The organism is Pseudoalteromonas sp. TP27 (assembly GCF_056470645.1).
On the sequence record NZ_JARDAK010000004.1, the window covers coordinates 177,998 to 194,912 of the forward strand.

Below are 16,915 nucleotides of genomic sequence, written 5' to 3' on the forward strand. Positions count from 1 at the left end.
AGAACCCAAGGGGCAGCGCATGTTTGGCATTTATGCTGCGTTATCGCCTATTTATGGGGAACAACCACACTACATAGGCTCTGCCTTGCTTAAATACCAAACAGCCTGCTGCAAAATTAATCACGAAAGGTCAACACGCCCTAGTTAAACCCTATGTAAAATAGGGCTTAACAGATTTTTAAGGCAATAAACTTAGTCGTAATTTGTTTATTGCATTGCCACCGCAAGCTGGTGGTATAAACCAATACCAACAATCACATTAAATGGGAAAGTTACACCGAGTGAGCTCAGCATAGCAAGACCAATATCGGCTTTAGGAATTGCCGCTTTTATTGCTGCAGGTGCAGCTATGTAAGAGGCGCTGGCTACTAAACTTCCCAATATAACAATCGAGCCTAATTCTAAATTTAAAAGTGTGCCTACTGCTGTGCCAATCGTGCCTAAAAATAGCGGAGTGACAATAGCAAAGACCGCGAGCTTCCAATGCTTCCAGGGGATAGGGCGAAGAGTTTGCGCGGCTACCAAACCCATTTCTAGTAAAAATAATGCCAGCACAACTTTAAAGCTACTGGTTAAAAGGCTGGTTACTTGGCTACCTTGCACGGTGCCGTACATCATACCGATAACCACGCCGCCAACGAGTAAAATTACACTTTTGTTGGTGAGTGTTTCGTGCCAAAGCGACTTTAACGACAGCTCACTGTTTTGGTTGTTTTCTTTATCGAACTTTCGGTAAAGCAATAAATCAACAATGATTGCAGGAAGCTCTAGCATCACTAAATACAAGGTTACTTCTGCGCCTACTACCAACTTAGCTGACTCGGCATAGGCAAGCGCTACAGCAAATGTACCAGCACTCACTGAGCCGTAATGTGCGGCAATACTGGCGCTATTAGCAACAGAGAGTTTAATCATGTATTTTAAAATAGGGTAAAGCATAACTGGTATAAGTGCGCCAAGTAGCATTACCGAACCCATCTCTGGCAGTAGTTGCCAGCTTAAATTACCGTGTAGCACCATACCGCCTTTTAAGCCGATGGTTAACATAAGCAATAAGCTTAATGTGTCGTAGGTGGCTTTTGGAATGGCCAAGTCCGAGCGTAAAACACCCGCCACTAATCCTAAAATAAAAAACATAACAACAATATCTGGCACAGACTTTCCTTACTAAGTGGTAAATTAAGTGGCGCTATTGTAGATAAAACTTTGTATAGTAAATAATAAAATAAATACGAGTTACATATAGGCATTTATCTATGGGTTGTTTGTTAAGAGGTAGGTATGGATTTACGACATATTTCGTTTAGGTTGCTTGAAGTATTTATGAGCGTAGTCAAAACGGGCTCAATAAGCGAAACTGCAAGACGCTTATATCTAACGCAGCCAACGGTATCGCTACAAATAAAGCGATTGCAAGAAGCTGTAGGCGAGCCACTACTTCTTATACAACAGCAAAAGTTACACGTGACCGATGCAGGGCTTGAGCTATTTAAAACATGCCAACAGGTATTTGGACACTTTGAAGACTACCAAGATTTTTTAACCGAGCTTAATGGCGGAGCACGCGGCCGTTGTAAAATTGCCATGGTTAATACCGCTCAATATATTTTACCAAAACTGCTTGGCCCATATAGTAATTTACATCCCCATGTTGAACTCCCGCTTGAAATAGGTAACAGGGCAGAGGTGCTTGATAGGTTTGAGCGAGGAGAAGACGACATTTATGTATTTAGCCACCCGCCGTCGCTTGAACATGCACAAGCTGCGCGCTTTTTGCATAATCCACTGGAGTTTATAGTGCCGCTAAATCACCCTTTAGCTCACGTAAAAGCCGTTAAATTAACTGATTTAATGCAGTATCGCTTTTTACTACGAGAAAATGGTTCAGCAACGCGTATGTTATTTGAAAGCGAATTACAAAGCCGAGGCTTAGTGCTGAGCGATAGCGTGCAAATGGCGAGTAATGAAGCAATACGCGTCGCGGTTGCATCGGGGATGGGGATCGCGGTTTTATCACGCCATGTACTAGCAAAAGACGATACAAGCTTTAAAATTTTAAACGTAACCGATACAAATTTAGCGAGCCACTGGTACTTTGTGATACGAACCGACAGGCACATATCGCATGCTGCACGTAACTTTTTAAAGTTTGCGCAGCAGCACGTAGAGCAATACTTAGATACGCAGTGGGTGCGTAATGAGTTACATAACTTAAATCTTAAGTAGGCTGTTGATCACTCAACTAAGAAAAAACTTAAATTACTTATTACACTCAGCTCATAAAGCTCAACTGAAGACACACTTTTTATAGGTATTAATTGAGGCTGCACCTAAAACGGCGGTTCTATCTCATTTTATGAATCGGTCATTAAAAAATCAGCAACCGTTTAAAAAATCGTTAATTAAATCACTAAAAAGTAACGTAGTTTTTGCATAAGATGGTTTAAAAATAAACTTATAAAGTATTACGCATAAGAGTGTTGCGAGTCGCTAGTTTTATCGCTATTTTAAAGGCTCTCTCATAGATGGATTTTATTATGCGCATTAAATTTTTAGCGAGCTTTTATTCTTTCTTCTTGTTTGCACTGTTTGGTTGTGACGACCAAAGTATGGCAATACAAGCAAGCTCTCAGCTAAATAATAATGCAAGTAACTTACCCTCTAATAACAAAGTAAACACGCCTCCAGTAGCTCAAACAAACGAACCCGCTTTAGTGGTCGGTATGCTAGCAACACATTGTAAAAGTAGTGAAGCAGCCTACATTAACGCAAAAATGCATAAAGTTGTGCGTAACCCAGATGAAAATACAGCCTACAAGTTAGAGCCTACCGATAAAGTGCTTTCTATTTGTGTTGCAAAAGATGACTCATCACTTAGTTATCGATTTGGTAGAGTTAATGACATAGGGCTTGAAAAAGAAGCCACTCCAGATGCACCATTTGGCAGTTACTACAGGCAAGTAGGGCGTATTGGCGAGAGTATTTTATTTTTTAGTAATGGCGAATATCATTACTACATTATTAACTCAGGCGGTATGGGTAGTGGTGTAACCGTTAATGTTTATAAAAACGATACATTAATTTCTGAGTTGTTTTCGGGTAATGATCCTTATAATGATTTTGTTATAGCAACCGATTTAAACTTCCCTAAAAAATTGGTGAGCGAAAGGCAGCCATTTAACAAGCAAATGCAGTAAATAATGACTCCACAGCAGCAAAACGTTATAGAGCAAGGGCACTGGTTTAAAAATCGTAGCGCTTATTTAAAAAGTTTTTTATTAACGCAGGGTAAAACGCTCTCGCTTAAAGCTCAGCAATCGTTATTTTTGCGAGGGGATAAGCACGATGGAATTTATGCCGTGCTTAACGGAGTAGTGCGTATTAGTGGCGTAAGTAGCGAAGGAAAAGAAGCCGTATTGAGCTTTATTGATTCATCACTGTGGTTTGGCGAAGTTACCTTGTTTGATGGTGGCCTGCGTACTCACGACGTATATGCACAAACTGATGTTGTGCTTTTTTACGTGCCCCAACGCGCGCTTGAGCAGCTTTTAAATGAACAGCCACAATATTGGCAAGAGTTTGGTTTATTGCTGGCACAAAAGTTACGCCTTATGTTTACCTCAATGGAAGATCACGCATTACTAAGCGCTGAGCAAAAAGTATGTAACCGGCTTTTAATGCTTAGTGAGCATACAGAGCACTTAACACCACTTGTTTTATCTCAGCAGCAACTTGCTGATATGACCTACCTAACGCGTCAAACTATTAATCAAATACTGCAACAACTTGTTAGCTTACAAGCTATTAGTTTGGGGTATCAACGCATTACTGTTTTAGATAAACAAAAGTTACAGGCACGCGCTGAAAAAGCTTAAACAAACACTTAAATTAAAGCGAATTAGTTGGAACCAAAATTGCTACATAACACCTAAGGCACTAATAGACTTGAGCTAATGACAACAATAACCTTTAAAAATCAATACAGTAACTATAACTCTCCAACAGTAAATAAAGCGGCAAGTTCAAGCGACGTTGCGGCAACTAATCCCCTCCCTAACGAAAAAACTAATGATGTTAAAGGCATAAGCTCAGCTCCTAAAGATCAAACCTTTTTAGAAAGTGCTCAAGAAGCGTTGGTTTATCAGCGCTTAGGTGTAAATAAAAACAAAATAGATGAGTTAAAAGCAGCAATAGAAGAGCTCATTAAAGAACAGCAAATTGATGGCGCAGACCCTAGCGCAATTGCTGATAAAATAGAGGAACTTCAAGAAATGCTTGAGCAAGAATATCAAAAAGGGCGCGAGCGAACGGATATGCTAGGTGAGCATGAGCCGGGTAAAATAATTTCTGCATTTGTTTAATTTACAAAGTGTCGGATACCTGACATTGTTGCTGTACTTACTTTTGCTAAAGTAAGCTTTATATATAAAAATAAAGGCAAAACAATGAAAACACTTCAACAGCAACTTGGTAAATATGGTTTATATCATCGTTCTAAACGCAACGTACTAACGCACTTTTTTGGTATTCCGCTAATTGTATTTGCAGCACTGTGTTTACTTGCGCGTATTCAAATTCCACTAGGTAGTTTAGTAATTGATGGTGCACAGCTGTTTGTACTTGCCTCTGTGGTTTATTATTTTATGTTGAGCTTTTCGCTTGGCTTTATTATGGCCGTAATATTTACTTTACTCCTTGTTGCTGCTCAGCCCATTGCAGCAATGGCTTTTTGGCCTTGGTTGAGTATTGGCGTAGGTGTGTTTGTATTTGGCTGGGTACTGCAGTTTATCGGGCACTATTACGAAGGTAAAAAACCGGCGTTTGTAGATGACCTAATTGGTTTAATTATTGGCCCTTTGTACGTAACTGTTGAACTACTATTTTTAATGGGCTTTTACAAAACATTAGAAGATGAAGTAAACGCAATAGCTGGTCCTACAAAAGCGTAAAATACTTTACTAAGTACCTTTATAAAACCTAATAAATAACAATAAAAGGGCAGATAACGCATGCAATATAATAATAAAACCGTGTGGATCACCGGCGCATCGTCAGGTATTGGTAAAGAGCTTGCTATACAATTTGCAGAACTTGGAGCGCGCGTTATTTTATCGGCGCGCAATGTAGATAAACTAAACGATTTAAAAGCAACGCTTAAAGGTGAAGGGCACTTAGTTGTGCCGCTTGATTTAGCCCAGCCAGAGCAGGTACTGAGCACAATAACTGCAAAACTGAGCGAGCTTCCTGCAATTGATATTTTAATTAATAACGGCGGTGTATCGCAGCGCAGCTTATTTTTAGAAAACGACTTTAACGTGTATCGCCAATTAATGGAGGTTAATTACTTTGGCTTAATTGCACTGACTAAAGCGGTATTACCTACTATGGTGGCAAGGCGCAGTGGCTCAATTGTGTCTATTAGTAGTGTGGCGGGTAAAGTAGGTTCAAAATTTAGAACAGGTTATTCGGGTTCTAAATATGCGGTTGTTGGCTTTATGGATTGCCTACGTGCAGAGGTAGCACAACATAATATTCATTGTTTAACAATTTGCCCAGGCTCTATTAAAACAGCCATTGCGCATAACTCACTAAACGAGCAAGGCATAGCGCAAAATAAACCAGAAGCGTCGATAGAAAATGGCATGGATGTAAGCGTAGCTGCTTCAAAAATGATTCGTGCTATTAGTAATAAAAAAGACGAAGTGATTATTGGCAAAGGTTTAAGTGGTTGGGCGCCTACAATTAAGCGCTTTTTTCCAACTTTGTTTAATAGGCTAAGCGCAAAAACAAACTATAGGTAGCATCGTTTATTTCAAAGGCGTAAAATGCCGTAAATTTGATCAATTTAGAAAAGGATTCTAAATGAAATATTTATGGCTGAGCCTATTTTTTATTGTATTAATTTGGTCTGGTATTAACCCAAAAGATCAATTTACATGGCTGCTTGAAGTTATTCCCGCAATTATTGGTTTAGTGCTGCTAGCAAGCACATATAGCCACTTTAAACTTACCTCTATTTTATACACCTTTATTTTAGCGCATTGTATTGTACTGATGATTGGCGGGCATTACACCTACGCCGAAGTCCCTTTGTTTGATAACCTATTTGGTAGCGAGCGTAATAATTACGACAAAGTAGGGCACTTTTTTCAAGGTTTTGTACCTGCGCTGCTAGCACGCGAAATTTTACTGCGCAAAAAAGTAGTAAATGGTAGAGGCTGGTTAATCACCTTTGTTATTTCGGTATGTTTAGCATTTAGCGCGTTTTACGAATTAATAGAATGGTGGGTTGCAGTATTAAGCGGCGAAAACGCAGAAGCATTTTTAGGCACGCAAGGTTACGTGTGGGATACCCAATCAGATATGGGACTGGCGTTATTTGGGGCTATTTGCTCATTGTTAATGCTTTCAAAAGTACACGACAAACAGCTAAAAAACGTTAAAGATTATTTATAGAAAAACTATATAAACGCTTATAAAAACATTGATAAAAAAGACTACTAACTTATGACCGTAAACATTAGTAACTACTCAATAAGCACAGACAAAAGCAAACTTAACTTTAACGTTATTTATAACTTTATTGCTAATAGCTATTGGGCCAAAGGCATTCCTAAAGGCGTGATGCAATCAGCAATTGATAACTCAATGTGCTTTGGTGTTTACAGCGCTCATAACGAGCAAGTTGGCTTTGCTCGAGTAGTGACCGATAAAGCAACGTTTGCCTATTTAGCCGATGTATTTATTACCCCGCACTCGCAAGGAAATGGGCTGAGTAAGTTGCTCATAAAAACGATAGTTGAACACCCTGAGCTACAAGGGCTCAGGCGATTTTTATTAGCCACTTCTGATGCGCATGGTCTGTATGCGCAATACGGATTTAAGCCAATAGACAATCCAGCAATTCTAATGCAAATAAATCCTGAGAATGTGTATGGTGATAGTAATAGTGAGGTCTATTAAACGGGAGAAGAGCATAGTCCTTTGCAGTGACTTGTTATATACCGTAGTCACGTTCAACTTTGGATATACGAACCTTAAATGAATCATACCAAGACTTACGGCCAGTTTTTTGAGCTTCTAAGTGTTCAGAGTTAGCTTTCCAATTTTTAATTGAATCTAAATCTGCCCAATAAGAAACAGTTATACCGACATTTTCTCTTGCTGATTCTATACCCAAAAATCCGGATTGTTGTTCTGCAAGCTCAACCATCCTATTTGCCATTTCACCGTAACCATTATCACCTTCTGTTCGTGTGGAAGTGAAAATAACAGCAAAATATGGAGGTTTAGGTGTATTAGCTATAACTGACATTGATGCTCCTAGGTATATAACGAGCCTGTAGATTAACTCGTTTTTTATTTGTTTTTATTGATAAACAAACCATAGCTGAGTTCCTATTTTGGTTCAATTGATTACTGTGTTTTTCATAGAATATAAAAGCTGGTTTGGTGTTGTTTCAATTGGCATTTTGGACGTTCTTTCGCGTGTTTGAGTGGCTTTATTGAGGTTAAAAGGGCTTTGCCTCATCAATGCATCGTGTTTTGCAGCTTTTCTATATTATGAACAACAAAATTTAGGATGGGTGTCATTATAATTTTCTTGTGTCATTATAATTCTTCTTAAAATTTGCGGTGGAAAGTGAGCTTTAACGCTTGCTGTCCACCTCAGGGCGTATTGTTATGTATTTATGAACGCTCTTCTTCTATACGCTTAGCAAACTTGTTGATCTCTCTTGATAATTTACGTAAAAATTTAGGATCAGATGGGATTTCCATTGTTGCATATGAATCTCCTGCTTGTTCACCTGCATAATTAATCCAAACCGTTGAATAATCATAGGTAAGATATAATCCGCTAGGATCCATATTAAACTTACCTTCTCTACCGCGAACATCAACTGTAAAATCTGCAGGTAAATCTATAAAATGGCCTTTTTGTAACTTCATACCAAACTCCTTTAAATACATAACGAGCCTGTAGATTAACTCGTTTTTTATTTGTTTTTATTGATAAACAAACCATAGCTGAGTTCCTATTTTGGTTCAATCGATTACTGTGTTTTTCATAGCATATAAAGAAGTGTTTGGTGTTGTTTAAATTGGTGTTTTGGAAGGGATTACGACTGTTTGAGCGGCTTTATTTTAAGTTAAAAGGGCTTTCTCTTCTTAGTGCATCGTGTTTTTCAGCTTTTCTATATTATGAACAACAAAATTTAGGATGGGTGTCACTATAATATGTGAGGAACGAAGGACAGCAAGCTGTTTTTTGTCCTTTTGAATGGCTTGTTATGTGCCGATACGCTACAATGTACGGATTAATGTACATGAACACTTTGGAGTTACCCATGGATGCAATTAGTTATACAGCCGCTAGAGCAAATTTAGCAAATACAATGGCGCATGTCTGTAATGATCACGCACCAATTATTATTACCCGTAAAAGTGAAGATCCTGTTGTTATGATGTCATTAGAAGATTATAACGCAATGCAAGAAACTACATATTTACTCAGATCTCCTGCAAATGCGAGAAACCTTTTAGATTCCATTGCCGAACTTGAAGCAGGTAATGGAACTGAAAGAGATCTTATTGAATGAAGTTAACATTCTCTACAAAAGCTTGGGAGCAATATCTTTATTGGCAAACTACCGATAAAAAAATACTTAAGCGTATAAATTTACTTATTAAAGATATTCAAAGAACTCCTCAAGAAGGTATCGGTAAGCCAGAGCCTTTAAAGCATGGTTTATCTGATTATTGGTCTCGACGAATAAACGATGAACATAGAATCGTTTATAAACATCAAGGAGACGCTATTCTAATTGCGCAACTCCGATACCATTACGGCACATAACGAGCCTGTAGATTAACTCGTTTTTTATTTGTTTTTATTGATAAACAAACCATAGCTGAGTTCCTATTTTGGTTCAATCGATTACTGTATTTTTCATAGAATATAAAAAGCTGGTTTGGTGTTGTTTAAATTGGCGTTTTAGACAGGGTTACGGGTGCTTTAGTGGCTTTTATTTAGAGTAAGAGGGCTTCCCCTTCTTAATGCATCGTGTTTTGCAGTTTTTCTATATTATGAACAAGGCAATACAGTTGCCGCAGCGTGAAGTAAGGCATTCACTTTCATTTGACCTCGTAAGGTCAATTTATTCATCCCTTTATTCACCGTAATATACCGCTTTTTATTTAAAGGAAAGCCGGTTCATACAGCCGAGTCGTTTGCCATTCTTTAATAAACAGCTATCGTCGTCCGATTGGGCTGTCTATTTTTACTTTCATCTTATCAACATAGTACAGCTTTTTGTGTGATTAATTATTTATAACAATGCATTCTTCATGCTGTTTTTGTTGGCTTTATTCGTAATAATTAGGATGAGTGTCATCCTAATTTCCCCCTTTTAAAATTTGCAATTAATAGCTAAATTTTACTAGTCGTCCATCTAAGGGCATGTTGTTAGGGTTATGGTTTACACAATATATGAGCTTGAACTCCAAAATCTTTACAGGAACTAATAAAAGTATTTATTAACCAGATTAACTGCACATAGTGTGGTTTACATTTTTGACCTAAAGATAACTTATTTAACTCTACAGCTAACTTTTTTTTACTAAGAAAAGGAGTCGCTAATACTATTCTTTTTATAGCGTTTGGGTTTTGATTAACAGCATCAAGTGCTACTTCTATTTCTTGCCAATTATTAGCACCAATGACCCTGCTTATATTCGTGTTTTCATAATTTTTATGCCATTCATTATCGTATTTTATTTTAAATAACTGCTTTTCTGCTTGAGTTCGCCCAATATTCTTTAATGCTTGTGCAACAACATCATGGAATGCACTAGCTCCATAAGTATCTTTTTTTACAAATTTAGAGTGAATAAACGAAATAGATGGAGCAGCACTATCTATAACAATATGATCAGCCCATTCATCATTCATATCATCACAAATAACAATATTGTCATTTACACTAAATTGATCTTCAACTTTTCGAAATAAAGAAGTGATAGGGAATCTAGTGAAGTGAGGTTTATGCGGTTTCTCTTTCTCACTGCCAATTGAGCTAAAGTTATAACTATCATCAAAGACGTTAAGTATCGACTGGATGTTATCTACTAAACGCTTATCTTCAAAACATGATTTTGAATAATATGAGTAATTCGGAGAGTCGAAAACTGCAGAAAACGGCTTTTCCTTATTTATATAGCTACCGATAGTGTAGGTTTCGGAGCCATTTTCAGTTACAAAAATATCGTCAAGATTCGAATTTCTGATTGTAATTAAGTTTTTGGAGTATGAAACTTTTCCCGCTAAAGTAACCCATTTAACTTTCAATAAGTTGCCATCAATTAAAATAGGTGACTTAAGTCGATTAAAAAGTTTATTAATTTCCCTCTGATTTAATTGGCTACCATCAGCCTTGCTTAAAACAGCGCTACCATTAGAAAATTTAGTTTCAACCTCACTCAAATCGATGAGAATAGCCACGACTTTATGGCCTAAGTCTATAATGTCCTTCAAACAGATCGGAGATGCAAAATTACGAAGAAACTCACTTTCATTGTTGGTTATTTTAATTTCATTTTTAATTTCAATAACCCAATCAATTAAGCCATCAAATGATGACTTTTTATCCCTATGACTAACTCTAGAAGTACTAGGTGTTAAAGTGTATGAGTCTTCACCGACTTTCATTCTAAAATTGCTTGGGATTGATCGGCTAGATGAATTAGATGAAAGGATTCCATTTAAGCTTTTTGCTTCTAATGAGCGAGATCTTATTACAGCATTAGAAATACTCATATTCTTCATGGTAACTCTCTCATATTCAGGATTTTTATTACCATGAAAATGACAAAACTTTTCATAATCATACTCATCTATAAAAGAAGAAAAATGTTTTTCTGGTGAATCGACATACTTCTTCAATATAGCTAAGGCATCACTACATTCAATTAATAATAGATAAGCATACTTTTGTTCTTTAACCGTAGTACCAGATAAAAATGAAGGTTCAGCTTCAATTTTATATGAAACAATGGAGTAGATAACTTTGTTACCAGCGGCTGTTGTATATTTTTCTCTTACGAGATAACTATTTTTAAGGTAGTTTCCTACACGTTCTTTAGAGATTTCTCTGAATGTATCTTCAATAGACTTTACGGTAAGTGCTTTATTGAGCTCATAAAACTGTACATTCTTACTTAAACTTAAATCATTAATCATTTTACAAAATCCTTTTATGAACGACTAAACTCAAAAAATAGCCCTAACAACTTTGTATACGACATTTGTGTTTTATAAACCGACAAATGTCTATATATTACATTGCACCTATTTTAGCCACGAGATGACTTCCGTGTAAACAAATAGTTAACATAGAGCCTGTTTTTATTAGTGTAGGAATACACCAAAATGGTGGAGATCAGTAATATTGGACAAAACAACAATTACTGTTTGTATGTAGGGTAGTTATTAACCACTGATTTATTATTAGTATTAATAAAGGTAAAGTAATTATATTTTTAATTTATAAAAACGGGTGACAGTCTAATTACGGTGTTTGAAATATTTAGGCTTAACCCGTACGCCAGCAACCTATGCGTTTTCGGTTTGAAAGTCGAGTCGTGTTTAATTTATACTGAGTATTTTGCGTAATTCATCATTTATAATAAATTACGCTTTACACTGTTTTTATTGGTTTTCTCAGTAAGAATTAGAATGGGTTCTATCCTAATTCTTTGCGGTGGGGGAAATCAATAAATACTAAACCTGAATAAGTAGGTGCAATACGAATCTACGATTTATTCACTTGCTTTTTTAGCCTCTAGAGTTTCTATTTCATTCCAGATTTTTTCGGCTTCTGCGCTTAACATGGCGTAACTTTTAATATCGCCTTTACGCTGTGCCTGCATGCCTTGCTCTAGTTTTACGTCGTATTCTTTACGCAGTTTTTTTATTGGGTCAGGCTTTAAAAATGAAAACATTAGTATTCTCTTAATTTATTAAATTATATGTATTTAGTGTACGCATTAATGGGCTTAATAGTTCTTGTTTGGTGAAAATGTTTACTTTGCGCTTTAAAAGCGCAAAGTAAACACGGTGTAATTATTAACGTACTGTGTGCTAGTTCTAGTGCTTACGTTTCTGGCTCTAGGCGTTTAATACCTTGGCCATCAATACCTAAATAAATAAAACCATCACTGCCTTGGGCTAGGCTGCGTACTCTGCCTATTCCGTCGAGTATTTTATATTGCTTAACAACTTTGTCCTTTGAGAGTTCCAGTGCGCTAATAAATGCAAATTTCATTGATGCTAATAATAGCTTACCTTTAAGCTTTGGGTATTTGTCACTCGTTACATACAACATATCGGAAGGAGCAATTGAAGGGGTCCAATGTAATACGGGCGATTGCATGCCGTCTTTTTCTTTAAGGTCTGTAAACTTGGTGCCGCTGTAATTAACGCCATAACTTACTAAAGGCCATCCGTAGTTAGCGCCTTTTTTTATAATGTTAAGTTCATCGCCGCCGCGTGGTCCGTGTTCGTGAGACCATAAAATATTATTTTGATTATCAAACCGCATACCTTGTGGATTACGATGCCCATAAGACCATACCGCATGTTTTGCATCTTTTTGTTTAACAAACGGATTGTCGCTTGGGATATTACCATTTTCGTGTAAGCGATAAATTTTACCGCCGTCCCGCGTGACGTCTTGCGGGTTTATGTCGCGCGAGCCGCGATCGCCAATTGAAAAATAAACATAACCTTCATCATCAAACACAATACGGCTGCCGTAGTGTTGGCCCTTGGTACTATTATGCTCGCCTTTGTATAGCAATTGCTGATCAGACAACTGCGTATGATCGCTACTTAGCTTGGCGCGCATTAAGGCGGTGTTACTTCCGCTTCCTTTGCCTTCACTACTTGAGTAACTAAAGTACAGCCATTGGTTTTGCTTACTATCGGTGTGTAGTGATAAATCAAGCAATCCACCTTGGCCATTAGCGTCAATGTTGGGCAGCCCTGAAACCTTAGTTAACGTAGTTGTATTTTTAGGTAATAAAAATAACGTTCCACTGCGCTCAGATATTAGCAAGTCACCATTAGCTAAAGGCTCAATAGCCCAAGGTATAACCACACCTTCTGCCGCTGTTACTGCGTTAACGTTAAGCGGTAAAGTATCGAGCTGTTTATAGTTTTTTACGTAATCGCTTTTTGCATGCGCGGGGGCGTTAATAGCAAATATAGCAACGGCTAAGCCTGCACTTATTAGTTTAGGGAGTGTGTTATGTGACATTAAATTTATCATTATGGCTTCCAAAATTAATCCAATCTTACATAACCTTAACATGGCATAAATAAATTTGTTAAGCGTTGAGTTGAATGAAAAACACACACTTATATTTTTATACGATGGCCTTTTAACAGAAAATTGTTTTAGCAATTAGCGCTAATAAAAAATTGAATAATTACTCTATTAGGGTTGAAAACTTAAAATTTGAGCGTACACTTGTGCGCTGAAGTTTGAGCGTACACCTGTAAGTTCAAACGTTAAGTATTTTACGATCCAAGAGATTAATAGTGATGATAATTAAAGTATTAAACCAATTTTCAAAATGGTTTTTACACCATCAAAGTTTTGCAGGCTACATAGAGCCAATAATGCAGGTGTTTAAACCTGCATGGCGTGCAGGGCAGTTTAGAGCGCAAGTAGTTAATACGACGGTGCTTGATGGCGGCTTTTTAAGTGTGCAACTTAAGCCAAGTAAATATTGGCAGGCACATACGTCAGGGCAGCATATAAGTTTAACGGTTGAAATTAATGGGCGATTATTAACACGCGTTTTTACCGTGGCTTCAAGCGCTCAGCAATTTAAAAATACAGGTTTGGTGCGCTTACTAATCAAAACAAATGCGCAAGGGCGCTTTACAGGCTTACTCAGCAGCGCATTAAAAGCGGGTTTGTGGTGCAATATTTCTGCGGCAAACGGCGATTTTGTATTTAAAAACACACATACACCAGCTACTTTTGTTGCCGGTGGGTCGGGTATAACACCTATGCTGGCTATGCTTGATGATTACTTAAGCCAAACTACGCAAAAAGTGTCGTTGGTGTATTACGCAAAAGCCACTGAGCATCAATGTGTTGATGAACTGAGTGAGTTTGCGGCGCAATTTGAGCATTTTTCGTTTTTATTATTAACGCGCGAGCAAGCAAGCGATATAACCAGCAATATTAAGCCGTGGGAAAACCCAGACATTTACTGCTGCGGCCCTGCTGCATTTATGCAAACGGTGAGCGATTTTGCTAAATCGCATAAGCTAAATTACTACCAAGAAGCCTTTGGTTTAGCACTACCTAGCTTGAGTGATGATAGCCAATTTAATGTAAAAATTAACGCCAGAGCTCATGTTGTATCGGGCAACGATGTTTTACTGACTCAGTTTGAAGAAAAAAAGCTACCCGTTAAACGCGGTTGCGGCATTGGTATTTGCCATCAATGCCAATGTATTAAAAAGTCAGGCGTGGTACGTAATTTAAAAACAGGTGAATTGAGCGACAACGGCGAGCAGTTAATACAACTTTGCGTAAGCCAACCTGTTAGTGATTTGGAGTTACAATTATGAAAAACATTAACTATGACATGCTCGCAAACGAGTTAGATGCCATTAAAATGGACACCCTTGGCAAAGTAGGTCAACAAGATGCTGACTATATCCGCTCTGTTGTGCGCAAACAGCGAGTGTGTGAATGGAGTGGGCGAATTTTGCTAATGCTTGGTTTTATTCAACCATTAGTATGGGTTGCAGGCGTGTTGTTATTAGCGCTTGCTAAAATTTTAGACAATATGGAAATTGGCCACAATGTAATGCATGGTCAATACGATTGGATGAACGACAAGCAACTTAACTCACAACACTATGAGTGGGACATTGCGTGCGACGGGCAAAGTTGGCACCGCGTTCATAACTTTGAGCACCATACATATACTAATATTATTGGTAAAGACAGAGACTTTGGTTATGGCTTGTTGCGTTTAAGCGATGATTTTAAATGGCGCTTTAAAAATGTATGGCAGTTTTTTACGTATATTAATTTAAGTGTGTTATTTCAGTGGGGCGTGTCGTATCACGAGTTAGCTGCAGAACGTGTTTTTATTGGTAAAAAGAAAGAAAACCGTGAAGGGCTTGTATCTCACGCTACTTTAAAACAACGTTTTTTTAGTAAAGGCGCTCGCCAGTTAATTAAAGATTATGTGATATTTCCGTTACTTGCAGGGCCTTTATTTTTATGGGTATTGGCGGGTAACTTGGTTGCAAATTTAATCCGTAATTTATGGACATCGACCATAATATTTTGTGGTCACTTTACTGAAGAAACGCAAACATTTAAACAAGAAGACTGCGTAAACGAAACCCAAGGGCAGTGGTATTATCGCCAAGTACTGGGCTCGTCTAATATTAAAGGGCCGCATTGGTTTCATGTTTTAACAGGGCATTTGAGCTGCCAAATAGAGCATCACTTATTTCCTGATATGCCGTCTTCGCGCTATCAAGAAGTAGCGCCTCAAGTACAAGCTGTTTTGAAAAAACACGGTATTGATTATCATACAGGTGGCTTTTTTAGACAGTATACGTCGGTATTAAAACGTATTATTAAATATTCGTTTAAATAAATTATTTGTTTTAAAAAATCGATCTATATAACAGCATAGGTCGATTTTTTTGTTTATAGCACCCAATGCGGTTGATTAGTAAACAGCACTTGCAAAAAATTCTCATAGTTAATTAAAAAAGCCTTACTTTAGCTATGGTTAAATGGCGGGTTATTGTCATACAATGGAGGAAAATAGACCACACAAGAGAGATTAAAATGGCCGCATTTGGTACCGTGTTTATGCCGGAGATGATTCAAGCTCGTTTTTCTGATAATAAATGGAGCGAAAGCTCAATTGTCCCTTCCGATAAACTTGAACTTCATGCTGGTGCGCACGTTCTTCATTATTCAAGTACATGTTTTGAAGGCTTAAAAGCCTTTCGCCATGAAGATGGTTCTGTTTATCTTTTTAGAATGGATGCAAACATTGCACGCATGCAACAAAGCTCAGCGCTATTAAGCTTACCGAGTTTTGACAGCGATATGCTAAAAACGATGATTATCGATATTATGCGTGAATACGCAGATGAAACGCCATTACCGCCGGGTTCTATGTATATTCGCCCAACGCATATTGGTACTGAGGCTGCAATTGGTAAAGCGGCAGCGCCATCAATGAGCTCGCTTTTATACACGTTACTATCGCCAGTAGGTGATTACTTTGCCGGTGGTGCAACTGCACTGCGTGTACTGCTTGAAGAAGATGGCATGCGCTGCGCTCCGCACATGGGAATGGTAAAAAGTGGTGGTAACTACGCCAGTGCTCTAGCACCGATTAGTGCTGCGCGTACTAAGTATCAAGCTGATCAAATTTTATTTTGTCCAGGTGGCGACGTACAAGAAACCGGTGCTGCTAACTTTATACTTATTGATGGCAACGAGATTATTACTAAAGCACTCGATAGCACCTTTTTACACGGTGTTACACGCAACAGTATTTTAACCATTGCAAAAGATTTAGGTATGACGGTAAGCGAGCGTAACTTTACAGTGACCGAGCTACTAGAGCGTGCTGCTAAACCAGGTACTGAAGCGGCGCTTTCTGGCACTGCAGCTGTACTGACTGCTGTGGGTACGTTTATTCATAACGATAAAGAATATAAAGTAGGTACTGGTGAGCCAGGCCCAACGACTGCGCGCCTTCGCCAAGCATTGAACGATATTCAATGGGGTAAAAGTGAAGACAAGCACGGCTGGTTAACTAAAATCTAATTGATTTTACCAGCTCGCATTAAAAA

General features: G+C 37.9%; 19 protein-coding genes and 1 pseudogene. 13 read left to right on the forward strand and 7 right to left on the reverse strand.

The window, feature by feature from the left end; genetic code table 11:
- Positions 1-207: 207 nt before the first annotated feature.
- Positions 208-1,155: a sodium-dependent bicarbonate transport family permease gene (locus PX700_RS07255; RefSeq protein WP_479520342.1), complete on the reverse strand. Its 948-nt coding sequence runs from the start codon at positions 1,153-1,155 to the stop codon at positions 208-210.
- Between the two features lie 126 nt (positions 1,156-1,281).
- On the opposite strand from PX700_RS07255, the gene PX700_RS07260 reads away from it, so the two are divergent.
- The 8 genes from PX700_RS07260 (at position 1,282) to PX700_RS07295 (ending at position 6,963) form a co-directional block, all read left to right on the forward strand.
- Positions 1,282-2,226 (forward strand): LysR family transcriptional regulator, encoded by a 945-nt coding sequence (locus PX700_RS07260; RefSeq protein WP_479520343.1) that lies wholly within the window; start codon positions 1,282-1,284, stop codon positions 2,224-2,226.
- Positions 2,227-2,525: 299 nt separating this feature from the next.
- Complete coding sequence (locus PX700_RS07265) at positions 2,526-3,197, forward strand: hypothetical protein (protein ID WP_479520344.1); 672 nt, start codon at positions 2,526-2,528, stop codon at positions 3,195-3,197.
- A 3-nt stretch (positions 3,198-3,200) separates the two neighbouring features.
- Positions 3,201-3,875: a Crp/Fnr family transcriptional regulator gene (locus PX700_RS07270; RefSeq protein WP_479520345.1), complete on the forward strand. Its 675-nt coding sequence runs from the start codon at positions 3,201-3,203 to the stop codon at positions 3,873-3,875.
- Positions 3,876-3,953: 78 nt separating this feature from the next.
- On the forward strand, positions 3,954-4,361 hold the full coding sequence (locus tag PX700_RS07275; RefSeq protein WP_479520346.1) for a hypothetical protein: 408 nt from the start codon (positions 3,954-3,956) through the stop codon (positions 4,359-4,361).
- Positions 4,362-4,445: 84 nt separating this feature from the next.
- Positions 4,446-4,949: an Mpo1 family 2-hydroxy fatty acid dioxygenase gene (locus tag PX700_RS07280; RefSeq protein ID WP_479520347.1), complete on the forward strand. Its 504-nt coding sequence runs from the start codon at positions 4,446-4,448 to the stop codon at positions 4,947-4,949.
- 60 nt (positions 4,950-5,009) lie between these two features.
- Positions 5,010-5,801, forward strand: a complete 792-nt coding sequence (locus PX700_RS07285) for an SDR family oxidoreductase (protein ID WP_479520348.1) — start codon at positions 5,010-5,012, stop codon at positions 5,799-5,801.
- Positions 5,802-5,862: 61 nt separating this feature from the next.
- Positions 5,863-6,456 carry a DUF2238 domain-containing protein gene (locus PX700_RS07290; protein WP_479520349.1) on the forward strand — a complete coding sequence of 198 codons (594 nt, stop codon included), beginning with the start codon at positions 5,863-5,865 and terminating at the stop codon, positions 6,454-6,456.
- 51 nt (positions 6,457-6,507) lie between these two features.
- Entirely contained in the window at positions 6,508-6,963 is a 456-nt protein-coding gene (locus PX700_RS07295; RefSeq protein WP_479520350.1) for a GNAT family N-acetyltransferase, read from the forward strand.
- A gap of 34 nt (positions 6,964-6,997) precedes the next feature.
- Here the strand turns inward: PX700_RS07295 and PX700_RS07300 are convergent, their stop codons facing one another.
- Both PX700_RS07300 and PX700_RS07305 read right to left on the reverse strand, forming a co-directional pair.
- Positions 6,998-7,315: an antibiotic biosynthesis monooxygenase family protein gene (locus PX700_RS07300; protein WP_479520351.1), complete on the reverse strand. Its 318-nt coding sequence runs from the start codon at positions 7,313-7,315 to the stop codon at positions 6,998-7,000.
- A gap of 374 nt (positions 7,316-7,689) precedes the next feature.
- The gene (locus tag PX700_RS07305; protein ID WP_479520352.1) at positions 7,690-7,950 is read right to left on the reverse strand and encodes a hypothetical protein; all 261 of its coding nucleotides are present in this window, start codon (positions 7,948-7,950) and stop codon (positions 7,690-7,692) included.
- Between the two features lie 377 nt (positions 7,951-8,327).
- Between PX700_RS07305 and PX700_RS07310 the strand changes: the two genes are divergently transcribed.
- A complete protein-coding gene (locus PX700_RS07310; RefSeq protein ID WP_479520353.1) occupies positions 8,328-8,600 on the forward strand; it encodes a type II toxin-antitoxin system prevent-host-death family antitoxin in 273 nt (90 codons plus the stop codon).
- Positions 8,597-8,857: a Txe/YoeB family addiction module toxin gene (locus PX700_RS07315; protein WP_479520354.1), complete on the forward strand. Its 261-nt coding sequence runs from the start codon at positions 8,597-8,599 to the stop codon at positions 8,855-8,857. The genes PX700_RS07310 and PX700_RS07315 overlap by 4 nt, the downstream gene beginning before the upstream one ends.
- Before the next feature lie 197 nt (positions 8,858-9,054).
- Here PX700_RS07315 and PX700_RS07320 read toward each other — a convergent pair.
- The 4 genes and pseudogenes from PX700_RS07320 to PX700_RS07335 form a co-directional block, all read right to left on the reverse strand.
- Positions 9,055-9,321: pseudogene (locus PX700_RS07320) on the reverse strand (hypothetical protein); the annotation flags it as partial.
- A gap of 151 nt (positions 9,322-9,472) precedes the next feature.
- Entirely contained in the window at positions 9,473-11,239 is a 1,767-nt protein-coding gene (locus PX700_RS07325) for a hypothetical protein (RefSeq protein ID WP_479520355.1), read from the reverse strand.
- 578 nt (positions 11,240-11,817) lie between these two features.
- The gene (locus PX700_RS07330) at positions 11,818-12,000 is read right to left on the reverse strand and encodes a DUF6435 family protein (protein ID WP_479520356.1); all 183 of its coding nucleotides are present in this window, start codon (positions 11,998-12,000) and stop codon (positions 11,818-11,820) included.
- Positions 12,001-12,152: 152 nt separating this feature from the next.
- On the reverse strand, positions 12,153-13,328 hold the full coding sequence (locus PX700_RS07335; protein WP_479520357.1) for a PQQ-dependent sugar dehydrogenase: 1,176 nt from the start codon (positions 13,326-13,328) through the stop codon (positions 12,153-12,155).
- Positions 13,329-13,603: 275 nt separating this feature from the next.
- Between PX700_RS07335 and PX700_RS07340 the strand changes: the two genes are divergently transcribed.
- The 3 genes from PX700_RS07340 (at position 13,604) to PX700_RS07350 (ending at position 16,889) form a co-directional block, all read left to right on the forward strand.
- Positions 13,604-14,647 carry a flavin reductase family protein gene (locus PX700_RS07340; protein ID WP_479520413.1) on the forward strand — a complete coding sequence of 348 codons (1,044 nt, stop codon included), beginning with the start codon at positions 13,604-13,606 and terminating at the stop codon, positions 14,645-14,647.
- Complete coding sequence (locus PX700_RS07345) at positions 14,644-15,696, forward strand: fatty acid desaturase family protein (RefSeq protein WP_479520358.1); 1,053 nt, start codon at positions 14,644-14,646, stop codon at positions 15,694-15,696. Before PX700_RS07340 ends, PX700_RS07345 begins: the two co-directional genes overlap by 4 nt.
- Positions 15,697-15,830: 134 nt before the next feature.
- Positions 15,831-16,889, forward strand: coding sequence for a branched-chain amino acid aminotransferase (locus tag PX700_RS07350; RefSeq protein WP_479520359.1), 1,059 nt, complete (start codon positions 15,831-15,833; stop codon positions 16,887-16,889).
- The last annotated feature ends 26 nt before the right edge of the window (positions 16,890-16,915 follow it).